This is a genomic window from Planomicrobium stackebrandtii (assembly GCF_030814955.1).
Taxonomy (GTDB): domain Bacteria; phylum Bacillota; class Bacilli; order Bacillales_A; family Planococcaceae; genus Planococcus; species Planococcus stackebrandtii.
In genome coordinates, this window is sequence record NZ_JAUSWB010000005.1 from 115,437 (window position 1) to 139,180 (window position 23,744).

21 protein-coding genes and 2 riboswitches are annotated in these 23,744 nt (G+C 46.9%); of the genes, 11 read left to right on the forward strand and 10 right to left on the reverse strand.

All coding sequences use genetic code 11. From position 1 onward, the window contains the following. Positions 1 to 1,215, reverse strand: coding sequence for a 2,3-diketo-5-methylthiopentyl-1-phosphate enolase (gene mtnW, locus QOZ98_RS10270; RefSeq protein ID WP_308787361.1), 1,215 nt, complete (start codon positions 1,213 to 1,215; stop codon positions 1 to 3). A gap of 73 nt (positions 1,216 to 1,288) precedes the next feature. Further along, positions 1,289 to 1,398, reverse strand: a riboswitch (SAM riboswitch). A gap of 357 nt (positions 1,399 to 1,755) precedes the next feature. Continuing rightward, a riboswitch (SAM riboswitch) is annotated at positions 1,756 to 1,907 on the forward strand. 76 nt (positions 1,908 to 1,983) lie between these two features. Here mtnW and mtnK point away from each other — a divergent pair. The 5 genes from mtnK to QOZ98_RS10295 all read left to right on the forward strand — a co-directional run bounded on the left by mtnK (position 1,984) and on the right by QOZ98_RS10295 (position 7,892). Further along, positions 1,984 to 3,174 (forward strand): S-methyl-5-thioribose kinase, encoded by a 1,191-nt coding sequence (mtnK, locus tag QOZ98_RS10275; RefSeq protein ID WP_308787362.1) that lies wholly within the window; start codon positions 1,984 to 1,986, stop codon positions 3,172 to 3,174. Further along, complete coding sequence (gene mtnA, locus QOZ98_RS10280) at positions 3,171 to 4,232, forward strand: S-methyl-5-thioribose-1-phosphate isomerase (RefSeq protein WP_308787363.1); 1,062 nt, start codon at positions 3,171 to 3,173, stop codon at positions 4,230 to 4,232. The genes mtnK and mtnA overlap by 4 nt, the downstream gene beginning before the upstream one ends. After that, positions 4,229 to 5,311 carry a sugar ABC transporter substrate-binding protein gene (locus QOZ98_RS10285; protein WP_308787364.1) on the forward strand — a complete coding sequence of 361 codons (1,083 nt, stop codon included), beginning with the start codon at positions 4,229 to 4,231 and terminating at the stop codon, positions 5,309 to 5,311. The genes mtnA and QOZ98_RS10285 overlap by 4 nt, the downstream gene beginning before the upstream one ends. A 63-nt stretch (positions 5,312 to 5,374) precedes the next feature. Continuing rightward, complete coding sequence (locus QOZ98_RS10290) at positions 5,375 to 6,931, forward strand: sugar ABC transporter ATP-binding protein (protein ID WP_308787365.1); 1,557 nt, start codon at positions 5,375 to 5,377, stop codon at positions 6,929 to 6,931. Then, positions 6,855 to 7,892 carry an ABC transporter permease gene (locus tag QOZ98_RS10295; RefSeq protein WP_308787366.1) on the forward strand — a complete coding sequence of 346 codons (1,038 nt, stop codon included), beginning with the start codon at positions 6,855 to 6,857 and terminating at the stop codon, positions 7,890 to 7,892. Before QOZ98_RS10290 ends, QOZ98_RS10295 begins: the two co-directional genes overlap by 77 nt. A 46-nt stretch (positions 7,893 to 7,938) precedes the next feature. On the opposite strand, the gene QOZ98_RS10300 is transcribed toward QOZ98_RS10295, so the two are convergent. Then, complete coding sequence (locus QOZ98_RS10300) at positions 7,939 to 8,475, reverse strand: dihydrofolate reductase family protein (protein WP_142828446.1); 537 nt, start codon at positions 8,473 to 8,475, stop codon at positions 7,939 to 7,941. A gap of 287 nt (positions 8,476 to 8,762) precedes the next feature. Between QOZ98_RS10300 and QOZ98_RS10305 the strand changes: the two genes are divergently transcribed. Beyond that, positions 8,763 to 9,767: an EAL domain-containing protein gene (locus QOZ98_RS10305; RefSeq protein ID WP_308787367.1), complete on the forward strand. Its 1,005-nt coding sequence runs from the start codon at positions 8,763 to 8,765 to the stop codon at positions 9,765 to 9,767. 348 nt (positions 9,768 to 10,115) lie between these two features. Here the strand turns inward: QOZ98_RS10305 and QOZ98_RS10310 are convergent, their stop codons facing one another. From QOZ98_RS10310 to QOZ98_RS10325, 4 genes are all read right to left on the reverse strand, one after another. Next, on the reverse strand, positions 10,116 to 10,952 hold the full coding sequence (locus tag QOZ98_RS10310; protein WP_308787368.1) for an alpha/beta fold hydrolase: 837 nt from the start codon (positions 10,950 to 10,952) through the stop codon (positions 10,116 to 10,118). A gap of 117 nt (positions 10,953 to 11,069) precedes the next feature. Further along, entirely contained in the window at positions 11,070 to 12,041 is a 972-nt protein-coding gene (locus QOZ98_RS10315) for a catechol 2,3-dioxygenase (RefSeq protein WP_308787369.1), read from the reverse strand. 23 nt (positions 12,042 to 12,064) lie between these two features. Next, positions 12,065 to 13,270, reverse strand: a complete 1,206-nt coding sequence (locus tag QOZ98_RS10320) for an acyl-CoA dehydrogenase family protein (RefSeq protein ID WP_308787370.1) — start codon at positions 13,268 to 13,270, stop codon at positions 12,065 to 12,067. A 332-nt stretch (positions 13,271 to 13,602) separates the two neighbouring features. Next, on the reverse strand, positions 13,603 to 15,423 hold the full coding sequence (locus QOZ98_RS10325; protein WP_308787371.1) for a helix-turn-helix domain-containing protein: 1,821 nt from the start codon (positions 15,421 to 15,423) through the stop codon (positions 13,603 to 13,605). A gap of 361 nt (positions 15,424 to 15,784) precedes the next feature. On the opposite strand from QOZ98_RS10325, the gene QOZ98_RS10330 reads away from it, so the two are divergent. Genes QOZ98_RS10330 through QOZ98_RS10350 form a run of 5 tightly spaced genes read left to right on the forward strand, consistent with a single transcriptional unit; the run spans position 15,785 to position 19,759 of the window. Continuing rightward, positions 15,785 to 16,258 (forward strand): flavin reductase family protein, encoded by a 474-nt coding sequence (locus QOZ98_RS10330; RefSeq protein WP_308787372.1) that lies wholly within the window; start codon positions 15,785 to 15,787, stop codon positions 16,256 to 16,258. A 12-nt stretch (positions 16,259 to 16,270) separates the two neighbouring features. Next, positions 16,271 to 17,062 (forward strand): 2-keto-4-pentenoate hydratase, encoded by a 792-nt coding sequence (locus QOZ98_RS10335; RefSeq protein ID WP_308787373.1) that lies wholly within the window; start codon positions 16,271 to 16,273, stop codon positions 17,060 to 17,062. After that, positions 17,059 to 17,940 carry an acetaldehyde dehydrogenase (acetylating) gene (locus QOZ98_RS10340; protein WP_308787374.1) on the forward strand — a complete coding sequence of 294 codons (882 nt, stop codon included), beginning with the start codon at positions 17,059 to 17,061 and terminating at the stop codon, positions 17,938 to 17,940. The genes QOZ98_RS10335 and QOZ98_RS10340 overlap by 4 nt, the downstream gene beginning before the upstream one ends. A gap of 12 nt (positions 17,941 to 17,952) precedes the next feature. Beyond that, positions 17,953 to 18,960: a 4-hydroxy-2-oxovalerate aldolase gene (gene dmpG / locus QOZ98_RS10345; protein ID WP_308787375.1), complete on the forward strand. Its 1,008-nt coding sequence runs from the start codon at positions 17,953 to 17,955 to the stop codon at positions 18,958 to 18,960. 16 nt (positions 18,961 to 18,976) lie between these two features. Further along, positions 18,977 to 19,759, forward strand: a complete 783-nt coding sequence (locus QOZ98_RS10350; protein WP_308787376.1) for an FAD synthetase family protein — start codon at positions 18,977 to 18,979, stop codon at positions 19,757 to 19,759. 64 nt (positions 19,760 to 19,823) lie between these two features. On the opposite strand, the gene QOZ98_RS10355 is transcribed toward QOZ98_RS10350, so the two are convergent. The 4 genes from QOZ98_RS10355 to QOZ98_RS10370 form a co-directional block, all read right to left on the reverse strand. Further along, positions 19,824 to 20,831, reverse strand: coding sequence for a FecCD family ABC transporter permease (locus tag QOZ98_RS10355; protein WP_308787377.1), 1,008 nt, complete (start codon positions 20,829 to 20,831; stop codon positions 19,824 to 19,826). Further along, positions 20,828 to 21,826, reverse strand: coding sequence for a FecCD family ABC transporter permease (locus QOZ98_RS10360; protein WP_308787378.1), 999 nt, complete (start codon positions 21,824 to 21,826; stop codon positions 20,828 to 20,830). Before QOZ98_RS10360 ends, QOZ98_RS10355 begins: the two co-directional genes overlap by 4 nt. Before the next feature lie 166 nt (positions 21,827 to 21,992). Further along, a complete protein-coding gene (locus QOZ98_RS10365; RefSeq protein WP_308787379.1) occupies positions 21,993 to 22,919 on the reverse strand; it encodes an iron-hydroxamate ABC transporter substrate-binding protein in 927 nt (308 codons plus the stop codon). Between the two features lie 5 nt (positions 22,920 to 22,924). Continuing rightward, positions 22,925 to 23,716 carry an ABC transporter ATP-binding protein gene (locus QOZ98_RS10370; RefSeq protein WP_308787380.1) on the reverse strand — a complete coding sequence of 264 codons (792 nt, stop codon included), beginning with the start codon at positions 23,714 to 23,716 and terminating at the stop codon, positions 22,925 to 22,927. Between the last annotated feature and the right edge of the window lie 28 nt (positions 23,717 to 23,744).

A 23,744-nucleotide genomic window follows, 5' to 3' on the forward strand; every position in this document is an offset into this window, starting at 1 on the left:
TCACCCCCATAGCTCAAGTGCAGTTTGTAATTCTTTGTGCTGTTTGCCCGCATCCTGCAAGGTTTCGCCTTGCAGCACGGCATCAATGGCTTGTCTGAATGCCTGTCCGCCGCCAGCTGCTCCAGCGGGATGTCCGTGGACCCCGCCGCCGGCATTGATGACACAGTCGATTCCGTAATCTGCCATTAGCAAAGGCACAAGCCCAGGATGGATGCCAGCGGATGGGACAGGGAAGCTGCGTTTCAGCGGGCTATCCATTGTCAATTCTTTGCCAAGTGCAAGGGCTGCTGTTTTTTCAAGTGCGACACTGCCGTAAGGTGAAGGGAACAGTGAAAAGTCAGCGCCGGCATAACGGATCAATTTTCCAAGTGCCAGCGGTGTGGCAAGACCATAAAAGGCTGAGGAAGTGAAGGCGCCGCTGAAAGCTGGGTGTGCCATGAGCGGCAAAGCGATGTCATCGTCTTCCGCGAGTTCCTGCAGCACATCCAGTCCATAAGCGTGGACGTTAAACAACAAGGCATCAGCTCCAAGCTCGCGTGCTTTTCGTGCTTTTTCTCTCAGTTCGGAAGTTCTGCCTGACAGATTCACTGCATAAAGCGTGCGGTGTCCTGTTTTTTCATAGACATCATCCAGTACTCTTTTGCCTGTTGTGATACGGCTTTCGAATGGCGTCAGTGGATTGTCGAATAGAATTTCGTCGTCTTTAACCAAATCCACGCCGCCGAGTGCCTGCTCGCGCAATTGAGTGGACAGGAAATCGAGGTCGCGGCCGATGACGCCTTTGAAAATACTCATAAGAAGCGGCCGTCCCCGCACGCCGAGTGTGTTGCGAATTTCTTCGATACCGAAGCGCGGTCCGGGAAAGTGGCTGAGCAGATCATGGCTAAAATCCAGATCCAATAGCTTCACTTCGCCATCCAGGGACAGTTTGCCGAACACGGTGGTTAAGATGGCTGGCAGGTCGGCCGAGAAATTAATGCTCGGGTAAGCAATTTCAAGCTCTGCCTTTATTAGATCCGGCTTCAGCGGGTGGAGGTCTTGCTCGAATTCCTCGATGGAAACAACATTTCCTTTATGGTGTTTCAGCTGTTCCTGTTCGAGCAGCGGCAAATCGGTCCAGGAGCCGATGGTCAGTCCCAAAGCAATGCCTTCCGCCTTTTTCTCGAACGAACCAGGCTTTCCGTACACTTGATAAGTAGCAGTCAATACGCTCATCTATTCCACACTCCCATGCAAATTTAAAAAATAAAACCTCTTCAAATAAGAAGAGGTTAAGGGCGTTAACAACTTCTTATTTCTCAGCCATCGGTTCTGGCTGCAAGAATTAGCACCGTGTCCATCATTGGACCGGTTGCCGGGTATCATAGGGCTTGTCCCTCCACCTGCTCTGAATAAGAAAGATATGAAATTGGGTATGGCAGTTTTATAGGGTTCAACGATTTTCGTAATCATACTAAATAGATGCTTCTGCAAAGAAGAAATCGTTCCAGGTGGACGCTTTCCACGGACATGGCCTCCGCCGCTTCCCTCGCTGTGCTCAGTCCAGTGGCTCCGGCTCATGCTGCTCCCGCAGAAAAGCGGAGCTGGTTTGCGGAATCTTAATTGAATACAGTAAAGTAATTCCGATTATTTCATGTGCGCAGAAATCTGTCAACTCTGTTATCATAAAATTGTTTTTATTGGAAAAATGGATTGACAGTTAATTCTGAATCGTGATAGGATTCTTTTCATAACTTAATTGAATAACACGTAGTACTCTTATCAAGAGCTGGCAGAGGGATATTGGCCCGATGACGCCCAGCAACCGACCGTAATACCGTTGTGAGACGGGGCGCTTTGGCGCCAGGATAAATTCCTGCAAGGCACGGTGCTAATTCCATCAGAAATTTATTTCTGAAAGATAAGAGGCATGGAATCTCTTATTCTGGCCTCTTTCTTTTATGAAAGAGGCTTTTTATATTGCAGATGAAAGGAAGATCCATCATGACGCTGACAGTTCCAACTACTTATAAAGCATTAACAGAAGAAACAGCAATCGCCTTGGCGAAAACTGTCCATACATTTGACCCCGCTGCCCAATTGACTTGCCGGGAAATCGGCGACGGCAACTTGAATTATGTTTTTCAGATTGAAGACCCGAAGACAGGCAAACGGCTGATCATCAAGCAGGCGCTGCCGTATGCCAAGATCATCGGCGAAAGCTGGCCGCTGACATTAAAGCGGGCAACGATCGAAGCCAATGTACTCCGAAAGCACGGAGAATTTGTTCCTTCCTTGGTGCCGGTTGTCTACGCCACTGATGAAGAACTGGCCATTACCGTAATGGAAGATTTGTCCCACTTGGAGATTGCGCGGGAAGGGTTGATTAACGGAAAGAATTTTCCAAGGTTGTCGCAGGATATCGGCGAATACCTTGCACTGACTTTATTCCACACCTCTGATTACGGCTTGCATCCTTTTGAAAAAAAGCGTTTGGCTGCGGAATTTTCCAATCCCGAGCTATGCAAGATTACGGAAGATCTTATTTTTACCGATCCATTCTTTGACCTCGATACCAACGATTACGAACCGCAGCTTCAAACGGCGGCAGAAGCGGTTTGGAGCGATCGGAAGCTGCAGCTGGAAGTAGCTAAGTTAAAGAAAAGCTTTTTGACCGAATCGGAAGCGTTGCTGCATGGCGACCTTCACACAGGCAGTATTTTTGCCAGCCAGACAGAAACAAAGGTTATCGATCCGGAGTTTGGTTTTTATGGCCCGATCGGATTTGATGTCGGCTTGTTCCTGGCCAATCTCATTTTCCAATCCATCACGCGCGAAGGCGAAAATCGACAAGTGATTGTCGAGGATATCGGAAAGACATGGAACGTTTTTGCTTATTCATTTGCGGAGTTATGGAAAAAACAGAGTGTTGAATCGTTCAAGGAGACGGACGGCTACCTGGAGTATGTACTTGGCAAAGTGCTGACAGATGTGGCCGGTTTTGCCGGGTGCGAATTGATTCGCCGGACAATCGGTTTGGCGCATGTCAAAGACTTGGACAGCATCGAAGACACGAAAAACAGAATCAGCTCTAAAAAACAGGCGTTGAAGACTGGCCAGGCTTTAATTCTCCAGCGTCAGGAAATCGCATCAATTGAGGATTTACTGCAAATTCTGGAGGAGGCGCGAATATGAGCATTCCTTTGTCCATCAAATGGGACGGCCAGCAGCTGACCATTCTGGATCAGCAAAAACTGCCGCATGCCATTGAATATTTGACACTTGAAACCGTCGAAGACGTCTACGATGCGATCCTTGCATTAAAGGTCCGCGGTGCACCCGCCATCGGCATCACCGCAGCATATGGACTGGCTAACGGCGCCAAGCGGCATGACACGGATTCACTGGAAGCTTTTCAGCAATACGTCGAAAAAGACGCGGCGTACTTGAATTCGTCCAGGCCGACTGCGGTCAATCTCGGCTGGGCGCTCAGCCGCTTAAAAGACAAGGTGCGAGAGGCGGAAAATGTACCGCAAGCAAAGCTGCTGATATTGGCTGAAGCGGTGAAGATCCACAAGGAAGATGAAGAGTCGTGCCGCAGCATCGGCGAGCATGCATTGGTGTTGCTGCAGGAGCAGACGCGGGTGATGACCATCTGCAACGCAGGCTCGATTGCCACAGCCAAGTACGGCACGGCATTAGCCCCGTTTCATCTGGGCAGTGAACGAGGCCGAGAGTTTGAAGTGTTCGCCTGCGAAACCCGTCCGATTTATCAAGGCGCCCGCCTGACGGTATGGGAGCTGCAGCAGTCCGGAGTTGACGTTACGTTAATCACCGACAGCATGGCCGCACACACCATCAAAGCAAAAGAGGTTGAAGCCATCATTGTCGGTGCCGACCGCATCGCAGCCAATGGCGATACCGCGAATAAAATTGGCACTTATAATTTAGCGTTGCTGGCTGCCGCATTCAGCATACCGTTTTACGTGGCGGCGCCGGCTTCGACCTTTGATCTATCGATAGAAGACGGAAGCTCGATTCCAATCGAAGAGCGCAATCCGGAAGAAATCACCCATATGAATGGGCAGCCGGTAGCGCCGCTGGGCACGAAAGTGTTCAACCCGGCATTTGATGTAACACCGGCACATTTAATCACTGCCATTATTACTGAAAAAGGCATTATACAATCCGACTATCAAAAAAACATCCCTGATTTGCTTGGTGCAACTGCAGGAAAAGGAGAAAGAACATGAAAAAACAATCCATCTGGCTGCTAGCCGCATTATTATTTATCAGTATGTTATTGGCTGCTTGCCAGCCACAGGGGGACGTCAGCGAAGAAGAAACTTCTTCAGATACTGAAAGCGAAGCCTCTGACCACCCGCTTGCCGGCAAGGAAATTGCATTGATCATGCAAATCAATCTGGGCACATTTTCTGCTCAATATATTGCGGGCGTAGAAGAACAGGTTGAGAGTTTTGGCGGCAAAGCGACCGTGTTCACCTCTGAAGGCGATTTGGCAAAAATGGCCTCCAATCTGGATGCTGCGATCAACCAGGGCGTCGACGGGATTTTGATTGACCACGGAACAAAAGAAGCCTTGAACCAAGGTGTTGAAAAAGCGCTGGAAGCCGGAATTCCGGTAGTGGCGTTTGATACGGGCATTGATGTGGAAGGCGTTGTTTCTTTAGAGCAGGGCGACCAGCAAATGGCTGAAATGACGTTGGAAAAACTGGCGGAAGATAACGGCGGCGAAGCCAATATCGTCAAAATCTGGACAGCCGGCTTTGCGCCGATGGAAAGACGCCAGGTTGCCTACGAGAAATTCATGACGGACAATCCGGGCATCCAGGAAGTAACGGCATTTGGTTCTGCTACTGACAACACGGCATTGGATACACAATCACAGATGGAAGCTGTTTTGAAGCAATACCCGAACGAAGGCGAGATCACAGCAGTCTGGGCTTCTTGGGATGAATTTGCAAAAGGTGCCGTCCGTGCCATTGAACAGGCAGGGCGTACTGATATTAAAGTGTACGGCATTGACATGAGCGATGAAGATCTGCAATTGATGCAAAAAGACGGCAGCCCATGGCTCGCTTCTGCAGCTGTTGATCCTGCGGATATCGGACGTATTCAAGTGCGTTACCTGTATCAGTTGTTGAACGGCGAGCAGCCGGAAGAAAAAGTGGTTCTGGAGCCGGTATTCATCGAGGCGGAAAACTTGCCGGAAGAAACGGTAACCACGGATGAGTTGAGCGAATACGTAGAAGGCTGGGGCGCAAGCGACCAAGGCTATACAGATGACCTGCGCGAATTGGAAGGCCAATAAACTTCACCATTTCGAGCTGTCCTGAAAGATGGGACAGCTCTTTTATCAGAAAGGGGCATTTCTATGGTAGAACCGTTACTTTCGATGACCGCTATCGGAAAGAAATTCGGCACCGTCACTGCGCTTCAAGGAGCGGAGTTCCAATTGAAAAAAGGTGAAGTCCATGCCATTCTGGGCGTTAACGGTGCAGGAAAAAGCACCTTGATTAAAATTTTGTCTGGCGTCTATCAGCAGGATGAAGGATCAATCTACCTCGACGGCGCCGCCATTCGGCTGGATTCGCCGAAAGCCGCCAAACAGCAAGGAATCTACTGTGTTTACCAGGAAGTGGACACCGCCATTGTGTCCGAGTTGACCGTGGCGGAAAATATTCTCCTGGATACCTTTGCAGAAAAAGGAAATCTGTTTGTTTCCAGGCAGAGGATCAACGAACAGGCCCGATCGGTGCTGCATGAGCTGCAGGCGGACAACATCAATGTCCAGCAGAAAGCGGCGCGACTGACCTTGGCGGAAAAGCAGATGGTGCTGATTGCGAGAGCGTTGGTCCATTCGGCGAAAATCATTATTTTCGATGAACCAACGGCGCCGCTGTCGATTCATGAATCGGAGAAGCTGTATACGGTTATTGCGAAATTAAAAGCGCAAGGCGTGGGCTGTGTTTTCATTTCCCACCGTCTGCCGGAAGTATTTGAAATCAGCGACCGGATCACCGTTATGCGTGAAGGGACGCTTGTCCAAACCTATGATACGGCTCAAGCCGATCAGGACGGGGTAATTGAAGCGATGCTGGGTGCAGCACTCAGCCACGAATTAGAGCCGCGGGCGCACGACATCGGAGCGGCTTTGCTGGAAGTGTCGAATTTATCGGATGGCCAAAAGCTCAAGGATTTGTCGCTGACTGTTGCGGCAGGCGAAGTAGTGGGTATTGTCGGATTAGTGGGTGCCGGCAAAACAGAACTCGCGAAAGCGTTGTTCGGCGGCACTCCTTTAACATCCGGAACGATTAAGCTGGATGGGAAAAACGCCAAGATCAAACATCCGGCAGATGCCATCAAAGCGGGGATGGCATTGATTCCAGAGGAACGGCGAAAAGAAGGATTATTTGTGCAGGAATCGCTGGAAGCCAATGCATCATTTCCCAACCTTAAACAATTTTCTAAGCGTCTGTTGATGGATCGGAAAGCCGAAAAGCGTTATGCCAATGAAATCATTGAGCGGCTGCGCATCAAAACCGGCAGTACAGAAACACCGCTTGTCCATTTAAGCGGGGGGAACCAGCAAAAAGTAGCTATCGGCAAATGGATTTCGCTCAATTCTGCTCTGTACCTATTTGATGAACCGACAAAAGGCGTTGATATTGGAGCGAAAGTCGACATTTTTAAATTGATCCGCCAGTTAGCTGAAAGCGGCAAAGGGTGTTTGTATTTTTCAAGTGAAATTCATGAAGCCATCGGAATTTCCGATCGCATTCTCGTAATGTACAACGGTCAAATCGTGAAAGAATTGTCACGACAAGAAGCGACCCAAGAAAGGATTTTATTGTATGCAAGTGGCGGAAAAGAAGAGCTTGGGGAAAAACAAGAATTCGGTGAAAGAAAACGCGATTCAGTTTCTATTTAAATACGGCGCCATTGCCTTACTCATTTTCATTATTTTTTATTTCAGCACCATCAGCGACGCCTTTTTCACGTACGGCAATTTCTCGGACATTCTGCGCTCGATTTCCATTGTCACTTTACTCGCTTTGGGCGTGACGTTCACGCTGGTAGTGGACGGCTTTGATTTGTCCGTTGGTTCGACCATGTCGTTATCGACAGTCGTTTCCGCCTCGTTGATGGTCTGGTACGATATGCCGCTATGGCTCGTACTGATACTGCCGCTATTGATCGGTGTGTTTGTCGGGGCCGTCAACAGCTTTCTCATTGTGGTCATCGGCATTCCGGATTTGCTGGCGACCTTGAGCATGATGTATATTGTGGCCGGTTTGCACCGCACATATACTGAAGGCTATTCGATCTACAATAATATGCCCCTGACTTCAGGCGGGACAGCACCAGGGCAATTATCGGAAGCCTTTTTATGGATTGGCCAGGGACAGATGCTGGGTCTGCCGGTTCCGGTATGGATCATGCTGGTGATGGTCCTTGCTTCTTATGTGGTGCTTAACCATACACGCTGGGGAAGAGTGCTTTACATGACAGGCGGAAATGCCGAAGCGGCTACTTTGTCAGGCGTCAGCGTCAAAAAAGTGAAGTTTACTGCCTATGTAATATCTGGTATTTTTGCTTCTATGGCCGGTATTCTTTTCACTGCACGCGTAGGTTCAGGGCAGATTGATGCAGGAGCTCCATTGATGATGGAAGCAGTGGCAGCTGTCTTTGTCGGCTACTCGGTTTTAGGAGCAGGCAAACCGAATGCACTTGGCACATTTTTCGGTGCCGCAGTCATCGGGATCCTGCTAAACGGATTGACGATCCTCAACCTTCCATACTACGCTTTTGATATTATCAAAGGCGGCGTTTTGGTAGCTGCACTGGCTGTTACTTATGTTTACGCCAAAAAGAAGTTTTCTAAAGCATAAAAGCAAAACAAAGGGCTCCCATTGTGGAAGCCTTTTTGTTTTGCTTTTATTTATCGGGCGTATAGCTGGCGATGAGGACGCCCGAGTCAGTTGAACGGATTTCCTTCAGGTTGAACATTTTCTGGTCGGCATTTTCCTTGAACAGCCGTTTGCCTTCTCCTAAAATGAGCGGGAAGGTCATCAAGTGCAATTCATCGATCAGATCGTGCTTCAGTAAAGTTTCGATCAGTTCCGCACTGCCGTAGACCAATAGCCGCTGTCCGGTTTTTTTCAGTTTGGCAACTTCCTGAGCTACATTGTCGGTGATTAAGCGTGCGTTCCATTCTGTACGCTTCAGGCTGGTGGAGACCACGTACTTTGGCAGCTGGTTCATCCGGTCGGCAAAGCCTTCTTCATCTTCGGCTGCCGGCCATGCTGCAGCAAATCCCTCATAAGTAACCCTTCCAAGCAGAAGTGCGTCACTGCGGAACAGGAGGTCCAACTGGTATTTAGCTATCTCATCATCCCAGTAGGGTGCAGTCCAGGACGGCTCCTCCATGACCCCGTCAAGTGTCAAATACATCGCAACAATGATTTTCCCCATACGAACAGCTCCTTTTTCTCAGCTAAAACCGATACAGAAGACAATTAATGTATATATTCTCCGCTGACAGAAAAAGTCCTTTATTTTAAACGCACTCCATCGTCAATCTGCCCAACAAAAATTGGATTAAACAGTTTCCCAAATCGAGTGCGTCAATTGCGGAAAAAAAACAGCCAGCCTTAGATAGTTATTTTTTTTAGGTTTAAATAATTTTTTTGCAAAAAACTAACAATTCTTATTACTTATAAAGTAAACTATAAATACCATATAAAGGGGAGGAATTATGTATGCAATGTAATAGCTGCTCAGTTGCGGCAATAAAATTTGAAATCAAGCTGGAAGGTGAAACGAATCTTTCGGCTTTGCAGATAGTCATAGATCATTTGGAAAGAAGAGAAATCGAGGTTATCAGTAAAGGCAGCAAGCTGCAGATGGACGAAATAGGCGCCAGAGAATTTCTGGACTTTTGCAGCGACTTATTGGATGTGGACCAAGTGCTGTTCCGCATCAATCAGGAAGCATGGCAGCCACTGGAAGAAATGCCTCAGGTTTTCGCAACGGAATGGATTGACGATGTCATTCAACACGAAAGGCTTACGTGCCACTATCAGCCAATCGTGGCTGCGGATGAGAGCATCTTTGCCTATGAAATGCTGGCACGCTTTAAAAACGAAGATGGCTCAATGATCTACCCGAATGAAATTTTTCCGGCCGCAAAATCACGCGGACGTTTGTATGCATTGGACCGGGTATGCAGAATGACTGCCGTAAAGTATGCAGCTGCATTAAAAGGCGAAAAAGCATTCATCAACTTTATTCCTACGTCCATTTACTCGCCTGAATTTTGCCTGCGCTCGACAATTTCGCTGTCTGAGCAATTAGGGGTAAATCCAAAATCACTGGTATTTGAAGTAGTGGAAACAGAAAGAGTCGACGATATTGATCATTTGAAAAAAATCTTAACTTATTACCGGGAAAAAGGGTTCGATTACGCATTGGATGACGTGGGCGAGGGCTATAGCACCATCGAGCTTTTGGCCGACTTGAAACCGAAGTATATGAAGCTGGACATGCAGTATGTCCAAAATGTAGCAGAAGATGTGGAAAAGCAGAGAGTCGCGAAGAAGTTTTTGGCGAAAGCTCTGGAAATCGGCTCGATTCCATTAGCAGAAGGCATTGAAACCCGTGAGGATTTTGACTGGCTGAAGCAAAGCGGATACCAATTATTCCAAGGCTATTATTTTGGGAAACCGGCAGCATCGCCTTTGTACGATCAGCACCAAGAAGTATAAATTGAAAGAGCCAACAACTGTCATGGTTGTTGGTTTTTTTATTGGAAACCTATATAACGAAGAAATGTTGAAACCATAATTGAAAGAGTGAGAGGAACAACTAGCATGATATCATTTTAAACCTTGAGGAGGATGATAAAGGCTTTTCCCAATTAATCAGAAATAAGGAATTTCAGGTGCTGCTTGGATTGACAGTTAAGATCTTATTACCGGGTACCACTTTCTATTCGACAGTAGAAAGGTTCTTCATGGTCGATGCGCAAGAAACAGTTGGATGCGCAAGAAGCTGTAGCATTGCAAGACAGAAAAAGCGTTGAGAAAATAAATTCTCAACGTTTTTTTGAATGGTCACTGTTGTTTGATGAAACTTAAAATATGCTCCACGAACGGTTCGGTCTTCTCAATCTGTGTCCAATGTCCGCATTCATTGAACACATGAAGCTCTGCGTGCGGCAGGAGCTTAATCAGGCGGTAACTGGTATCTTCAATCGGAATGACCTGGTCGTTCAGGCCATGGAACAGCAGCGCCGGAATCTGGATTTGGCGGATTTCGTCGTCCGTCAATGCCAGTTCATCGAGCTTGTCCTGACGCGGTTCCGGGAACATCGCCTCGAACGATTGCTTGACGTCCGGGCGCATGCTCGCTTCGTAGCGCAGTCGGACGAGTTCTTCATTGTTCGCCGCTTCCTGGTTATAGGAGAACAATTTGATCAGTTCGCGCATTTCTTCCAGGCTCGCTTCATAGCCCCATACCCGTTCTAATCCTTCTGAAATAGGGAACTGGATACCTGCACTTCCCATCAGTATTAATTTTTTCACTAGATCTGGCCGTTGTAAAGCGACATGCAGCGACAAAGCGCCGCCCATCGAATTGCCCACCAGATAGACCGGGCCATCCGATACTGCTTCAATAAAGCCGATCAAATGCTCGACCCATAAATCCACGGGATAGTCGTTGCTTTCCCGTTTATCTGTTTCACCGAAGCCGATGATGTCAGGGGCGAATACATGGTAATTCTCACTCAGTTTCGGGATAACGAGGCGCCAGTTCGCAAAAGCGGAAACGCCGGGGCCGGAGCCGTGGATCAGGATAATTGTCTCTTCCCCCGTGCCTTCCTCGTGGTAATGCGTGTTGATGCCGTTGATGTCGATGAATTTTGAAGCGATGTTTGCAGTTGTTGTCATCATCATTCTCCTTCCAGTCTATTAAACAGGCCAGAAGAAACTATTGCTAGTTTCCTCCAGCCCTTTCAGCAAATGCCGGGACATTCTTTTCGTATATTCGTGCGTGAAACCGGGCTCTTATTCAACAGGTGTTTTTGTTCTCACCGGTGTTGCGTATTCAAAGAATTCCGCAGGCAAGTTGGAACCGTGCCAGACGATCGAGTGTTCAAGGTCGGCGTCTTTCCACTCGATTGTTTTCCAGGCCGGATCAAAAATCTGGTAGCCGGAATCTCCGAATAACTCAACCCGGTTGCCGCCTGGTTCGATTACATAGAGGAAGGCAGCTTGCGTTACACCATGCTTTCCTGGACCGGCTTCAATCTTAAATCCAGCTTCAAGTAATAAATCGGAAACATCTGACAAGTGTTGCGGGTAGCCGTACCAGTAGCAGATATGGTGCAGACGGCCTTTTTCACCGAGTGCATCGCCCATGACTGCGATATCATGCACCAAGTTCGTGACGCTTAGCCAAGCCGCAACGTCTTTATCGTCTCCGTCCAAGATGCGCTCGCGCACTTTGAAGCCAAGCGCTTCTTCCAGGAACTTCACGTTCTCGTTCGTTTCGCTTGCCGATAAGTTGACATGGTCGATTCTTCGGACCGGCACACCTCTTGCCGGACGCTTTTGCGGACGGTTCAACAACGGTGTTTTCTGGTCTTCCGGTGCCTGGTAATATTCTACATCCCATAGGATTTCCATCTTATGGCCATCCGGCAAAGTGAACTGGTACGCACGTCCGTGCCCGATATCGCCGTCGATCCAGCCAAGGCCATAGCCTGTTGCTTCGATCGCTTGCGCACGGCGTTCCAGCGCCTGCGGAGAAGTGGCGCGCCAGGCGACATGCCCGAGCCCCGCTTCGTCATTGGCAGTGATGATCAAGGTGTTGTGGTAAAAGTCTTCATATGCCCGCATGTACACCGAATTGCCTTCGCGGTGGGATTCTTCCATTCCCAGGATCTCCCGGAAGAATTTCACCGAGCCTTCCACATCTGTACTGTAAATTTCTACATGGGCTAATTGTGCAATGTCTAAAATCGGTTCTTTTGTCATTTTATTTGCCTCCTCAGATTTTTTTACCACGTTGGGTTTCCTTTAAAGCCGAAAATGGATTTTCCGTAAGCTGCCAAGGAATCTTCATAAAGATGTGTTGGATGGACTGCAACCGTAATAAGGTCACGTAAAAACATCTCTGTTGGATCTGTTTTGAAAACAGAGTTGCCGCCCAATGTCAGCATCACGCGCAATGCCATTTCTGCGGCGCTTTTCGCAACATATCCCCGAGTGGCGAATAATTTTTCGCGTTCTTCTTCTTCCAACGTCACCATGCTGTTTTTTTGGTAGTAGGTTAATTTTTCAACATATTCATTCGACAAACCTTTTAATGCGCTCAGCTGAATTTTCATTTCCGCCAATACGCGCTGGCTGCTGGCCGCTTCTTTTTCATTTTGGCCGTTGTTGAAAATGCGGATGCGGTTCTCAGTTTTGCTCTGGAAAATGTCCAGCAGCCGTTCGACTCCACCGATTTGGATAAATTGGAAGCCCATTAAAAAGAACTGCATATAGGGGACATTCGCGATTTGGTAGTCAGGATCGTAATTGTCTTCCCCGAGGCCTTCACCGGCCATCACGCGGGCCATCTTGAACACCCGGTTAGGAGGAATATAGACATTATCGACTAAGACGCCATTGCTTCCTGTGCCTCTCAACCCTAACGTATCCCAATTGTTGATGATCTTAACATCATCTTTATGGACAATGTACATGCTATATTCAGGTTCTGAACGGTCTTTTAATTTTGCGACGGCACCCAGTGCAATCCAATCACTCCATAAAACGCCACTGCAGAAATTCCATTGCCCCGATAGGCGATATCCTTCTCCGTCGTCCGTGACTTTTCCGACCGGTGCAAAGACATCTGCCATCAGGCCGCCTTGATTGAATAGTAAATCTCGGCTTTCTTTCGGAAGAAAAGCGGGCCATGTTTCGTGTATAACGAAGAAGTAGCTTAACCATGCTGCGGGCACACTATGATAAGCGATTGTCCGAATCATTTCTCCGAATGTGAAATAGTCCAGATCCTGGCCACCATATTCTTTGGGGCGGAGTAGTTTATGAAACTGAGCTTCTTTGATCTTTTCGATAACCTCTTCAGAAAGCTTGGCATTTTTTTCTGCTTCAGAAGCATACTTTTCAGCAATCAGCCCAATACCTTTCGCTTTCTCGAGCAATTCTTCCCGGTTCAGTGTTGTTTGCTGGACTTCCAATTGATTGATTGACATTTCCATTCCTCCTTTTGGTAAGCGTTTTCAAAACCTCTTTATCAGCGGTTTGGAATTAAATGAATCATAACAGGCAGAAAAATCAGAAAATAGGCATGAAAGCTATGGAAAATATGGTGACTTTAAAACATATCCGTTTAAATATTTTTTTAAAATAATAAATTAAAAATAAGAATTAATATTTATCCTTTATTAATAATAAATTCATATTTAATGACTATTTTTATATTTTTCTTATATAGTTAAATGGTGAGACAACTTAATCTTACGTTGATTTGGTGCCATACAAAAAAGCCTTGTCTCTGCGTAATGAGAGGCAAGGCTTAGTTGTTTTAGATACTAATTGTCCCTTTTGATTTAAGAATATTGATGGCCAGGTAAATCGAAAATACCGCCTGGGTATCCGCCAAATCCTGCTGGAGGATTTCACTGATCTTGGCTAGACGATAGCGCAGTCCGCTTATGGACATCGATAATTTTTTGGCGGTATTGTTGATGCTGTTGCCGTTGTCTATATATGCGTAAAGCGTCTTGATCAAATCGCATTCAACGTCTATTTCCAGCAATTTTCCGATATGCTGATTTACAAACCGCTCGATCAGCACTTCATCCTGTATTTGGAACAGCACACTTTCAAGACCCAATTCCTTGAAATAGGAGATATTGGATTGTTCATTGGTGGAGCGCAAAGCGGCCAAGGCTTCTTTATAGAGAATAGTTATATCCATAAAATCCTGGATTACGGTACTGACTCCTATGGAAAATCGATATGCAGAGAAACGGCGCAGGCAATGCTTCAATAATTGGTCAATAAACTTTTCTTGGCTTATATTCAAGTTTTCAAAAGAAGGGTATTCAATCAAGATAATGATTTTATCCAGCTTCTGCGAAACGATTGTATTGATATTGCGTTCATTCAAAAATAAATTAATGTAACGGATCAATTCTTCGTTAAACTCGATTTCATTCTCGTGTTCCTTCCGATTCCGGTCGATTGCCAGCATCCAATAGGAGGAAGAGGAATCGAAGTTTAGGTAGTAGGAAACCTTGTACAGTTCTTCTTCCGTTAAACGGCTTTCCAAAAGGTCATTTAAAAAACTCCGTTTAATGTTTTGCTCTGTATTAATTTTAATATTTTCATTGAGCAGAATAATTGAAGAGGTCAATCCAGCCTTTTCGATGATCATGTAGTCGAGATCATTTGGTTGTTCATCATTGGGATAAACAAATGAGCAATAGCCTTTTATCTGCTGTTCGTAGAAAATGGGTGTCCGCAATAATGAAAAGTCTTTTGAATAAGGAGTGAAGGTCGTTTGCTTGGAAGTGAAGGCCTGCAAATCAAGCTTTTCCTCCAAATGGCCGGCATGGACAAGGACATGGTGGTTTTCATTTTCGATAAATGCAGTCAGGCCTGTAGTTTCAAATAAAATATCAACAATCTTTTGAATCCCCTGTTTGGAAAGCAATTCCTGAATCAATTGCTGATGGATGTCATTGGCTTTGTTCAAGTGATCGCGTTCGGTTTTCAGCTTTTCAGTTACTTCATCCAATTCGTTGATCATGCTGGTCGCCTGGTAATAATCCTGCTCATCGGAAATTTCGTCTCCCCATTTTTCGATTGGCATACAGATGCATTTACACTGCTCATGGCCCATCGCGCGGCATTCAATTTCCTTTACCAGCACCGGCTGCCCCAGTACTGTCGACAAGTAGCCGCTGGCATAACCGCACAAGGTATGGCAAACGGGCTCCTCACTTAATGGATAGGCTTTCAAATGCTGGTCTGCTTCAAATGTATTGACCCACAGCACTTCAATGAACTCCAGTTGCTCCTGATCCGTACGTATTTCCAGAATTTCTACTTTATCCAAGTAGCCATGCAGCATATGGAATTTTGGCCCGGCGTGTACAGCTTCCCAAACATTGTCCCATTTGAACAACTTTGATTTTTCTCCATCACCGACCCCGCAATGCCAGCCATAACGGGTAAAGACACCCTTCGTACGGTCTTTGCCGATGACTGTAAAGAGCTCTTTTTTCAAGGCGGTTCTGGCTTCAATTGGAATCGTGATCACCCGATCATATAATTCTGATATAATGGTCTCTTTCTCAGAGTCGAACACATCTTTTAAGTGCAATTCTTTGGGATTCATTTTTTCTTCCTCCTCATCTGATCCGTAGATTATTTAGTAAGAATCATATTTTGGATAATTAACAGTTTTTTGTTCAACTTAAATAGTATCAACTTTGATAACCATAAAATTTTTCTCAATTGGTAATTTTCAGATAAATTATTATATTAATAAAACTTTTAGATAGTTTAAACTAATATTAACAGAAAATTGCTACTCATCGGTTGTATTTTTGGATTTATGGAGATGCTATTCTCAAGGTGTAAGAATTTCAATTCAGTAAATACCAAAATTCATCTACTGTCAAGTGACGCAAAAAGAAAGTAAGCGGTTACAAAAAAGTAGTCTCGTCACCATATCATAATACAAAGGAGAATGTAAAATGGATGATTTGTTATTCAGACAGGCAATGGGGAAATTCGCAACCGGGGTGACAGTGTTGACAACCGCCTACGAAGGGGACATTCATGGTATGACAGCAAATGCTTTCATGTCGGTATCCTTAGATCCGAAACTGGTGGTCATTTCAGTCGGGCATCGTGCACGCTTTTTAGAAAAAGTAACAAAATCACAGCGTTTTGCAGTTAATATCCTGGCTGAAGATCAAGAACAGATTTCGCAGCATTTTGCTGGAAAGCCGCAGGGCGAAATCCAGTTTTCCACTTTGAATGGATTGCCGGTCATAGAAGGTGCCGTCGCTCAAATAACCTGTGATGTCGCATCTGTCCATCAAGAAGGGGATCATACTTTGTTCATCGGGAGAGTAACAGGCCTTGAACTGCAGGAGAAAAGTCCGCTTCTTTATTACTGTGGACAATATTGCGAGTTAACAGCACTCGAAACAAATAAATCGTGAGCAGGTGAGCTAATGGAAATTCAGACAATTGCGCGGAAACTACTGGATGCAGAGCTGTTCAGGCAGCCTATTGCGCCTATAACTGAAAGCGAAGCGCAGCTGACAGCTGATGATGCCTACCGCATCCAGTTGCATCAAATACAGCAAAAAGTAAGTGAAGGGGCCGTTGTCAAAGGCCTTAAAATCGGGTTGACGAGCAAGGTCATGCAGGAAATGCTGAACGTCCATACACCGGATTACGGATTTATCCTCGACAGCATGGTTTTTGCGGAAACGGATGGAGTGGATCTAGAGAAATTCATCCAGCCCAAAGTGGAATTTGAAATTGCTTTTGTCTTCAAGAAGTCCCTGAAAGGTCCGGACGTCACGATAGAGGATGTCATCGATGCGACGGATTATGTGGTTCCATCCATAGAAATCATCGACAGCCGGATAGCGGATTGGCGCATCAAATTTGAAGATACCGTAGCGGATAATGGATCATCGGCGGGTGCGGTGCTGGGTTCACAAAAAACATCATTATCGAATATTGACATTGCGAACATCGAGATGTCGGTATACAAAAACGATGAATGCATCGATACTGCAAGCAGTGATGCGGTATTGGGAAATCCGTTGAACGCTGTCGTCTGGCTGGCCAACGAAGTGAGCCGTTATGACATCAGCATTCAGCCTGGCATGTTCGTTCTGTCAGGCGCCTTATCTAAAGCCTTGCCATTTACCAATGGCGACAGTTTCAAGGCGGACTTCGGTGAATTGGGTGAAGTCAATATTTCATTTCAACCGGCAGAGGTGAAAAAATGAGTAAATTAAAAGTTGGAATCATCGGTTCAGGAAATATCGGTACAGATCTAATGTATAAAATCGAACGGTGCGATTCACTGGAAATGAGTGTCATGGTCGGGATCGATCCCGATTCTGAAGGGCTGAAGCGAGCGAAAGATTCGGGCTATACCGCCATTTCCACGGGGATCGACGGATTGATGGAGCAAATCGATCTGGTTGATGTCGTCTTTGATGCAACCAGTGCCTATGCACATCAGGCTCATAGCGATCTGCTGACGGCAGCCGGCAAGAAAGTCATTGACTTGACCCCGGCGGCAATCGGACCATTCACAGTTCCTACCGTAAATTTGACAGCGAATTTCGCTTCTCCGAACGTTAATATGGTAACGTGCGGAGGACAAGCAACGATTCCGATAGTATATGCCATCAGCCGGATTGTTCCTGTTCAGTATGCCGAAATCGTAGCGACGGTCGCCAGCAAAAGTGCCGGTCCCGGAACGCGTGCCAATATCGATGAGTTTACGCATACGACGGCGCGGGCGATTGAGGCGGTTGGCGGAGCTGAAAAAGGAAAAGCCATCATTATACTCAATCCCGCAGAGCCGCCGGTTATCATGCGCGATACGGTCAATGCCTTGATTAAAGATAAGGATTTTGATCAAGCAGAGGTTGTGGTTTCAATCGAGAAGATGGTGAAAGAGGTGCAGGAATACGTACCTGGCTACCGTTTGCGTGGAACACCGCAATTCGATGGGCAGCGGGTATCGGTCTTTTTGGAAGTTGAAGGGGCAGGCGATTTCTTTCCGGCCTATTCCGGCAACTTGGACATCATGACGGCAGCGGCTGCCAAAACAGCCAATGAAATGGCAAAAGAGCTAATAGCGGCAAACGCGTAAGGAGAGGTACAAATGGACAAGAAATCATTTGAAATACTGGACGTGACACTCCGTGACGGAAGCCATGCGATGTCACATGCATTTACTCCACAGCAAGTCCGTGAAACAGCACGTGGCTTGGATGCAGCGGGTGTCCGCTATTTTGAAGTATCCCATGGCGATGGCCTGGGTGGATCATCCCTGCAGTATGGCTTGTCAGCGCATGATGAGCTGAAATTGATTGAAATCGCCGCAGATGAATGCAAACAAGCGGAAGTATCAGTCTTATTGATTCCGGGCATCGGTGTAAAAGGTGATTTGCAGAATGCTGTAAAAGCTGGCGCTAAAATGGTCCGTGTGGCGACCCATGTCACAGAGGCGGATGTTGCAGCGCAACATATTGCACTGGGGCGTGAATTAGGGCTGAAAACAGTCGGCTTCCTGATGATGTCCCATATGGCTACCACCGAAAAAATTGTCGAACAGGCGAAACTGTTTGAAAGCTACGGCGCGGAAGTGGTTTACGTCACCGACTCTGCCGGTTATATGCTGCCGCAGGATGTGACCGAACGTATTTCCGCTTTGAAACAATCGATCGGCTGTGAAATAGGCTTCCACGGACACAACAACCTGTCGATGGCTATGGCGAACACCGTGGCGGCAGTCCAAGCCGGTGCCACTTTTATCGATGGCAGCCTGCGCGCTTTAGGCGCCGGGAGCGGCAATACACAAACAGAAGTAATGGTTGCCGTTTTGGAACGTCTTGGCTATCAGACGGGCATCGATCTCTACAAAATCATGGATGCAGCAAATGATGTAGTGGCGCCATTTATGCCGCGGCCTCAGGAGATAACAGGTTCGAGTCTCGTCATGGGTTATTCAGGCGTCTACTCCAGTTTCCTTCTGCACACCAATGTTGCCGCCAAACGATTTGGTGTCGATGAACGTGATATTTTAGTGGAGCTGGGCCGCATGAAGGCAGTTGGCGGACAGGAAGATTTGATCTACGATGTGGCACAAGGGTTAGCAGCAAAAAACTAATGCGGGAGGGCTTTTTATGCAAACGATTCACTTAACAAGTCAAAATATGCCGGAATGGCAAAATCAATTTCAGCGGCAGGTGTTTGCAATTGGCTTTTTTGACGGTTTGCATAAAGGGCATTTATCCGTCATTGAAGAGGCGAAACGCCTCGCTGGTGATTGCGGGGTGCCGACAGCGGTCATGAGCTTTTTTCCACATCCAAAAACAGTGGTGGGAAATCAGCAAACGCCGTTCCACTATTTGATTCCGCTCGAGGAAAAGCAGGCTGTGCTTGAAGAACTTGGCGTCGACACCCTATTTTTGGTTCACTTTGACCGTGACATCGCGAGGCTGACGCCGGCTGATTTCGTAGAGAACTTTTTGATCGGTTTGAATGCTGTGCACGTTGTCTGTGGAGTTGATTTCCATTATGGATCAAAAGGCAGCGGTTGCACGGATACGCTGAAAAAACAGGGTGAAGGACATTTCGGGGTCTCCTTCATCGAGCTGATGGAATACGATGGAGAGAAAATCAGTTCCACCCGCATTCGCCAAGCTTTGGCAAAAGGAAATATTGATGTACTCCGAAAGCTGTTGGGGAAATTCTATGCGGTCAATTGGTGCCCTAAAAATGGGCTTCTCCCCTTCTATTCTTTGCCTGCACCGGGCCAATACGAGGTGAAGCTCCACATCAACAACGAAATAGTGGTCTGCAACGCACAAGTATTGAATGAAAAAGAAGCCAGATTTACGCATGATTTCAACCGGTGGTCAAACGCCGTTAAAATAGAATGGATTCGATCTGTAGAGAGCTTTTGATAGAGGCTTTCCGGCAAATAAAAACCCAGCAAGCTTCACAACGAAGCTTGCTGGGTTTTGTCTGTCATTTCTTCAACAGCAGATAAATAAAATAAGGAGCTCCAATCAGTGCGGCCATGATGCCTGCTGGAATCCCGGCAGGTTCAAGCAGGTTCCGGCCGACGGTATCTGCCAGCAGCAAAAGCCAGCCGCCGATCAGGATGGCGAGCGGCAAGAACATTTGGTGACGAGGACCGACGATGGCTTTTGCAATATGCGGAGCCATCAGTCCAATGAATGCAATCCCGCCGGTAACCGAGACGGCGGCAGCAGCAAGTGCCACAGCAGCAAGCAGCAGAACAATGCGCTCTTTTTCAATGGAAACGCCGATGCCGACAGCTACAGGGTCACTGAGGCCAAGCACGTTCATGCGGTTGGCCTTGTACATGGTAAACGGAATCAGCACCAATAGCCAAGGGAGGATGGCCACAATAAATGGCCAATCCGCTCCCCAAATATTGCCGGCCAGCCAGTTGGCGATAAAATCGACTTTTTCCGGCTCAGCAGAAGAAATCAAAACAATCATGACACCCGACAAAGCCATCGAAAAACCGATGCCGACAAGTACAAGGCGGATGGGCTGCAAACCGGAAACGCGTGAATAGGAAAATGCGTAAATCAATGCAGCAGTCGCCAGCGCTCCGCCAAAAGCAACGACGGGCAGCAAGTAGACAAAAGCACCCGCCTCTACGGGAATGAACAAGAAGAAAACGGCTATGGCAACGCCGGCTCCTGAGTTAATGCCGATGATTCCGGGATCAGCCAGGTCATTGCGCGTCACACTTTGCAAAATAGCCCCGGACAAAGCCAGCGCCATTCCGGCAAGCACCGTGATTAAAATGCGCGGCAAGCGAATGGAAAACAGGATAAATTCTTCTTTAAATGTACCATGGCCGAAAATTGCCGGGATCAATCGGTCATAGGAGATGGGAGAATAACCCAAGCCCATACTGGCGATCGCCGTCAACAGGATCAACGCCAGCAATGAGTAATACGAAATTCGTTGTTTTTTGCGTAAGCTTGGATGAATCATGCGAATGCTTTGCCTCCTTTACGGACAATGATCAGGAAGAATGGCAATCCGATGATCGCAATGATTGCTGCAACCGGTGTTTCAAACGGCGAATTGATGGTCCGGCCAATCAGGTCTGCAAGCAGCATGAAAATGGCTCCGGCAACGGCGGACATCGGGATGATGAAGCGGTAATCGGTTCCTACGACTGACCGGACGACATGCGGAATCATCAAGCCGATAAAGGCCATATTGCCGGCCAGTGCAACGGCGGCACCTGCAAGCAATGTGATAACAACAAACAGGATCGCTTTAATTTGCGCTGTTTTTTGCCCAAGGCCAATCGCAGCTTCTTCACTTAAGCTGAGAATGGTCAATTGGCGTGACAGCACCAACGCAATCAGCAAAGACACAGCGATAAACGGCACAACCACTTGCAGCTGCCCCCAGGAAGTGCCGATCAACCCGCCTGCTGTCCATTGGGAAACGTTTTTCGAAATATTGAAGTATAGGCCGATCCCTTCGGCAATTGCTGTCAGAAAGGCGGAAATGGCAGCTCCGGCAAGAACGATCCGAAACGGCGAAAAGCCGCCTTTTTTCGCGGCGCCGATGCCGAACACTAATGCGGCACCAGCTGCTGCTCCAACAAAGCAGGCAATCATGATGCCAAAATAATTGGCGGCAGGAATGAAAGCTAAAGTGAAAGCAAGGGCCGCATTGGCACCGGCCGTCAAACCGAGAAGACCCGGATCGGCCAGTGGATTGCGGGTCATGCCTTGCATCATCGCGCCAGATACTGCTAAAGCAGAACCTACAAAGATGGCGGCAATTTCACGCGGCAGCCGGATTTCTCGAATAACGCCGATGCCATCGCTGGAACTGGTCGAAAACAACGCCAGCCCAACTTCTTTTAAACTGATGTCTGCCGCTCCGAAGACCAACGAGACGACAAGCGTCAGCACCAGCAGAAGCAGGCTTAAGATAAATTTGATTGGAAAGGAAACTTTAGGGCTCATTAATCATCATCTTTTCCTGAGAATAAAAGAGGAATTCTAAAATCAGAATTCCTCTTTTTTAGTATATAAGTTGAATGAAATTATTAGTTATATAAGTTGAACTGCTTAATCGTACACAACAAATATTTCACAAAGCGGTTCATGAAATAATGATTCTACAGCAATTTCACTGGCCTAAAAAATTCTCAATAAAGAATTCCAATTGGTATTCCAATGAAATTGGATCGTTGAAGTAAAATTCTTTTGCATCAGCTTCAAAGATCTGCCCGTTTTGAGCGGCAGGCGTGTTTTGGTAAAGATCCGTTTCCTGGAAGGAGTTGTCTTGCGTGCTGTCTTTGCTGAAGATGACGTAATCACCCATGTATTCCGGCAACACTTCCTGAGAAAGCATATAGTAACCGTCTGCTAAAGCCATTTCTTCCACTTTTGCCGGCATTTTTAATTTCATTTCCTGGTAAAGGATTTCCGTTCCGCGTCCCCAGTTGTCTCCAAATACATAGATTTGCTTATCGAAGTTTTCAATAACGGAAACGGTTGTGTCTTCGCCGATTTCAGCGCGGATTTCTTCTCCAGCTTGCTGTGCGCGTTCCTGGAAGTCGGTGATCCAAGCTTGTGCTTCTTCTTCTTTGTTTAATACTTTACCGATTTCCAGATGTTGCTCCAAATAGCCGACGTTGTTGTAAGTGTACGTGACCGTTGGTGCGATTTCACTCAATTTATCGATGTTGGTTGTAGTTGAAGCGCCAATGATTAAGTCAGGTTCCAATTCGATGATTTTTTCCAGGTCTGTTTCTGCTACTTCTTCCACGTCTGCCAGCTCTTCTTCAAAACGCGGGTTGTTTTTTGCCCAGGAAGTTACTCCTACTAAAGGAACGTCCAAAGATATTGCGTCACCGGCGTAAGAAGAGAGCATGACTACACGCTGTGGATCTGCAGGAACTTCGATAGGTCCGCTTTCCGATTCATATGTAATGGTTTCGGAAGATTGATCAGCCGTTGCGCTTTCCGTTTCCTCAGTGGTTGACTCGGAATTGCAGGCGCCAAGAATCAGCAGCAAAGTGAATAGGAATAGGGGCAAAAATAATTTTTTCATGTCGGTTAGACTCCTTTGATTAAGTTATATGTAGTGCACATTGGTTTTTGTGTTCGCGGATCCAACCCAATTTCAGCGTCGATCCGGAATACTTCTTTTAATACGGGTTGTGTAATGACTTCATGGCAATTGCCGGCTTTTACAATCTGGCCATCTTTCATGGCGATGATGTGATCGGCAAAACGCGCCGCCTGGTTCAGGTCGTGGAGCACCATGATGATGGTCCGTTCCTGTTCCCGGTTCAACTGCTGCAGCAATTCCAAAATTTCCAGCTGATGTGCCATGTCCAAGTAGGTGGTTGGCTCATCGAGAAAGATCATTTCGGTTTCCTGTGCCAACGCCATCGCAATCCAAACGCGCTGGCGCTGGCCGCCGGACAAGGCGTCAACCGGGTGGTATTTGAAGAACTGAGTGCCGGTGACGTCGAGTGCCCAATTGATGATCTCATAGTCCCGTTTCGACAGCCGGCCAAAACCTTTCTGATAAGGAAAGCGGCCGTAGGAAACGAGCTCGCCAACCGTTAATCCGGCGGCACTGTCAGGTGTTTGAGGAAGAATGGCCATTTTTTTTGCCAGAGACTTTGTGTTTTCCTGGGCAATGTTGCTGCCATCTAATACTACAGTTCCGGACTGATGCGAAATCACACGAGTAATCGCCTTTAGCAGCGTTGATTTGCCGCAGCCGTTGGAACCGATGATTGTCGTAATTTTTTTGTCTGGAATTTGGACGGTCAAATCTTTGACAATCAAGCGGTCTCCATAGCTGATATTCAGCTCCTCGGTGAACAAACGCACCATCCTAAAAACCTCCTTTTCTAAATTCTTT

Excerpts from the sequence above, each read along its gene's own strand:
- QOZ98_RS10310 (WP_308787368.1), bottom strand. The coding sequence starts at position 10,952 with ATGACAACAACTGCAAACATCGCTTCAAAATTCATCGACATCAACGGC.
- QOZ98_RS10290 (WP_308787365.1), top strand. The coding sequence starts at position 5,375 with ATGGTAGAACCGTTACTTTCGATGACCGCTATCGGAAAGAAATTCGGC.
- mtnK (WP_308787362.1), top strand. The coding sequence starts at position 1,984 with ATGACGCTGACAGTTCCAACTACTTATAAAGCATTAACAGAAGAAACA.
- QOZ98_RS10370 (WP_308787380.1), bottom strand. The coding sequence starts at position 23,716 with ATGGTGCGTTTGTTCACCGAGGAGCTGAATATCAGCTATGGAGACCGC.
- QOZ98_RS10350 (WP_308787376.1), top strand. The coding sequence starts at position 18,977 with ATGCAAACGATTCACTTAACAAGTCAAAATATGCCGGAATGGCAAAAT.
- QOZ98_RS10365 (WP_308787379.1), bottom strand. The coding sequence starts at position 22,919 with ATGAAAAAATTATTTTTGCCCCTATTCCTATTCACTTTGCTGCTGATT.
- QOZ98_RS10285 (WP_308787364.1), top strand. The coding sequence starts at position 4,229 with ATGAAAAAACAATCCATCTGGCTGCTAGCCGCATTATTATTTATCAGT.
- QOZ98_RS10330 (WP_308787372.1), top strand. The coding sequence starts at position 15,785 with ATGGATGATTTGTTATTCAGACAGGCAATGGGGAAATTCGCAACCGGG.
- mtnW (WP_308787361.1), bottom strand. The coding sequence starts at position 1,215 with ATGAGCGTATTGACTGCTACTTATCAAGTGTACGGAAAGCCTGGTTCG.
- QOZ98_RS10335 (WP_308787373.1), top strand. The coding sequence starts at position 16,271 with ATGGAAATTCAGACAATTGCGCGGAAACTACTGGATGCAGAGCTGTTC.
- QOZ98_RS10320 (WP_308787370.1), bottom strand. The coding sequence starts at position 13,270 with ATGTCAATCAATCAATTGGAAGTCCAGCAAACAACACTGAACCGGGAA.
- QOZ98_RS10305 (WP_308787367.1), top strand. The coding sequence starts at position 8,763 with ATGCAATGTAATAGCTGCTCAGTTGCGGCAATAAAATTTGAAATCAAG.
- QOZ98_RS10340 (WP_308787374.1), top strand. The coding sequence starts at position 17,059 with ATGAGTAAATTAAAAGTTGGAATCATCGGTTCAGGAAATATCGGTACA.
- QOZ98_RS10325 (WP_308787371.1), bottom strand. The coding sequence starts at position 15,423 with ATGAATCCCAAAGAATTGCACTTAAAAGATGTGTTCGACTCTGAGAAA.
- dmpG (WP_308787375.1), top strand. The coding sequence starts at position 17,953 with ATGGACAAGAAATCATTTGAAATACTGGACGTGACACTCCGTGACGGA.
- QOZ98_RS10360 (WP_308787378.1), bottom strand. The coding sequence starts at position 21,826 with ATGAGCCCTAAAGTTTCCTTTCCAATCAAATTTATCTTAAGCCTGCTT.
- QOZ98_RS10355 (WP_308787377.1), bottom strand. The coding sequence starts at position 20,831 with ATGATTCATCCAAGCTTACGCAAAAAACAACGAATTTCGTATTACTCA.
- QOZ98_RS10315 (WP_308787369.1), bottom strand. The coding sequence starts at position 12,041 with ATGACAAAAGAACCGATTTTAGACATTGCACAATTAGCCCATGTAGAA.
- QOZ98_RS10300 (WP_142828446.1), bottom strand. The coding sequence starts at position 8,475 with ATGGGGAAAATCATTGTTGCGATGTATTTGACACTTGACGGGGTCATG.
- QOZ98_RS10295 (WP_308787366.1), top strand. The coding sequence starts at position 6,855 with ATGCAAGTGGCGGAAAAGAAGAGCTTGGGGAAAAACAAGAATTCGGTG.
- mtnA (WP_308787363.1), top strand. The coding sequence starts at position 3,171 with ATGAGCATTCCTTTGTCCATCAAATGGGACGGCCAGCAGCTGACCATT.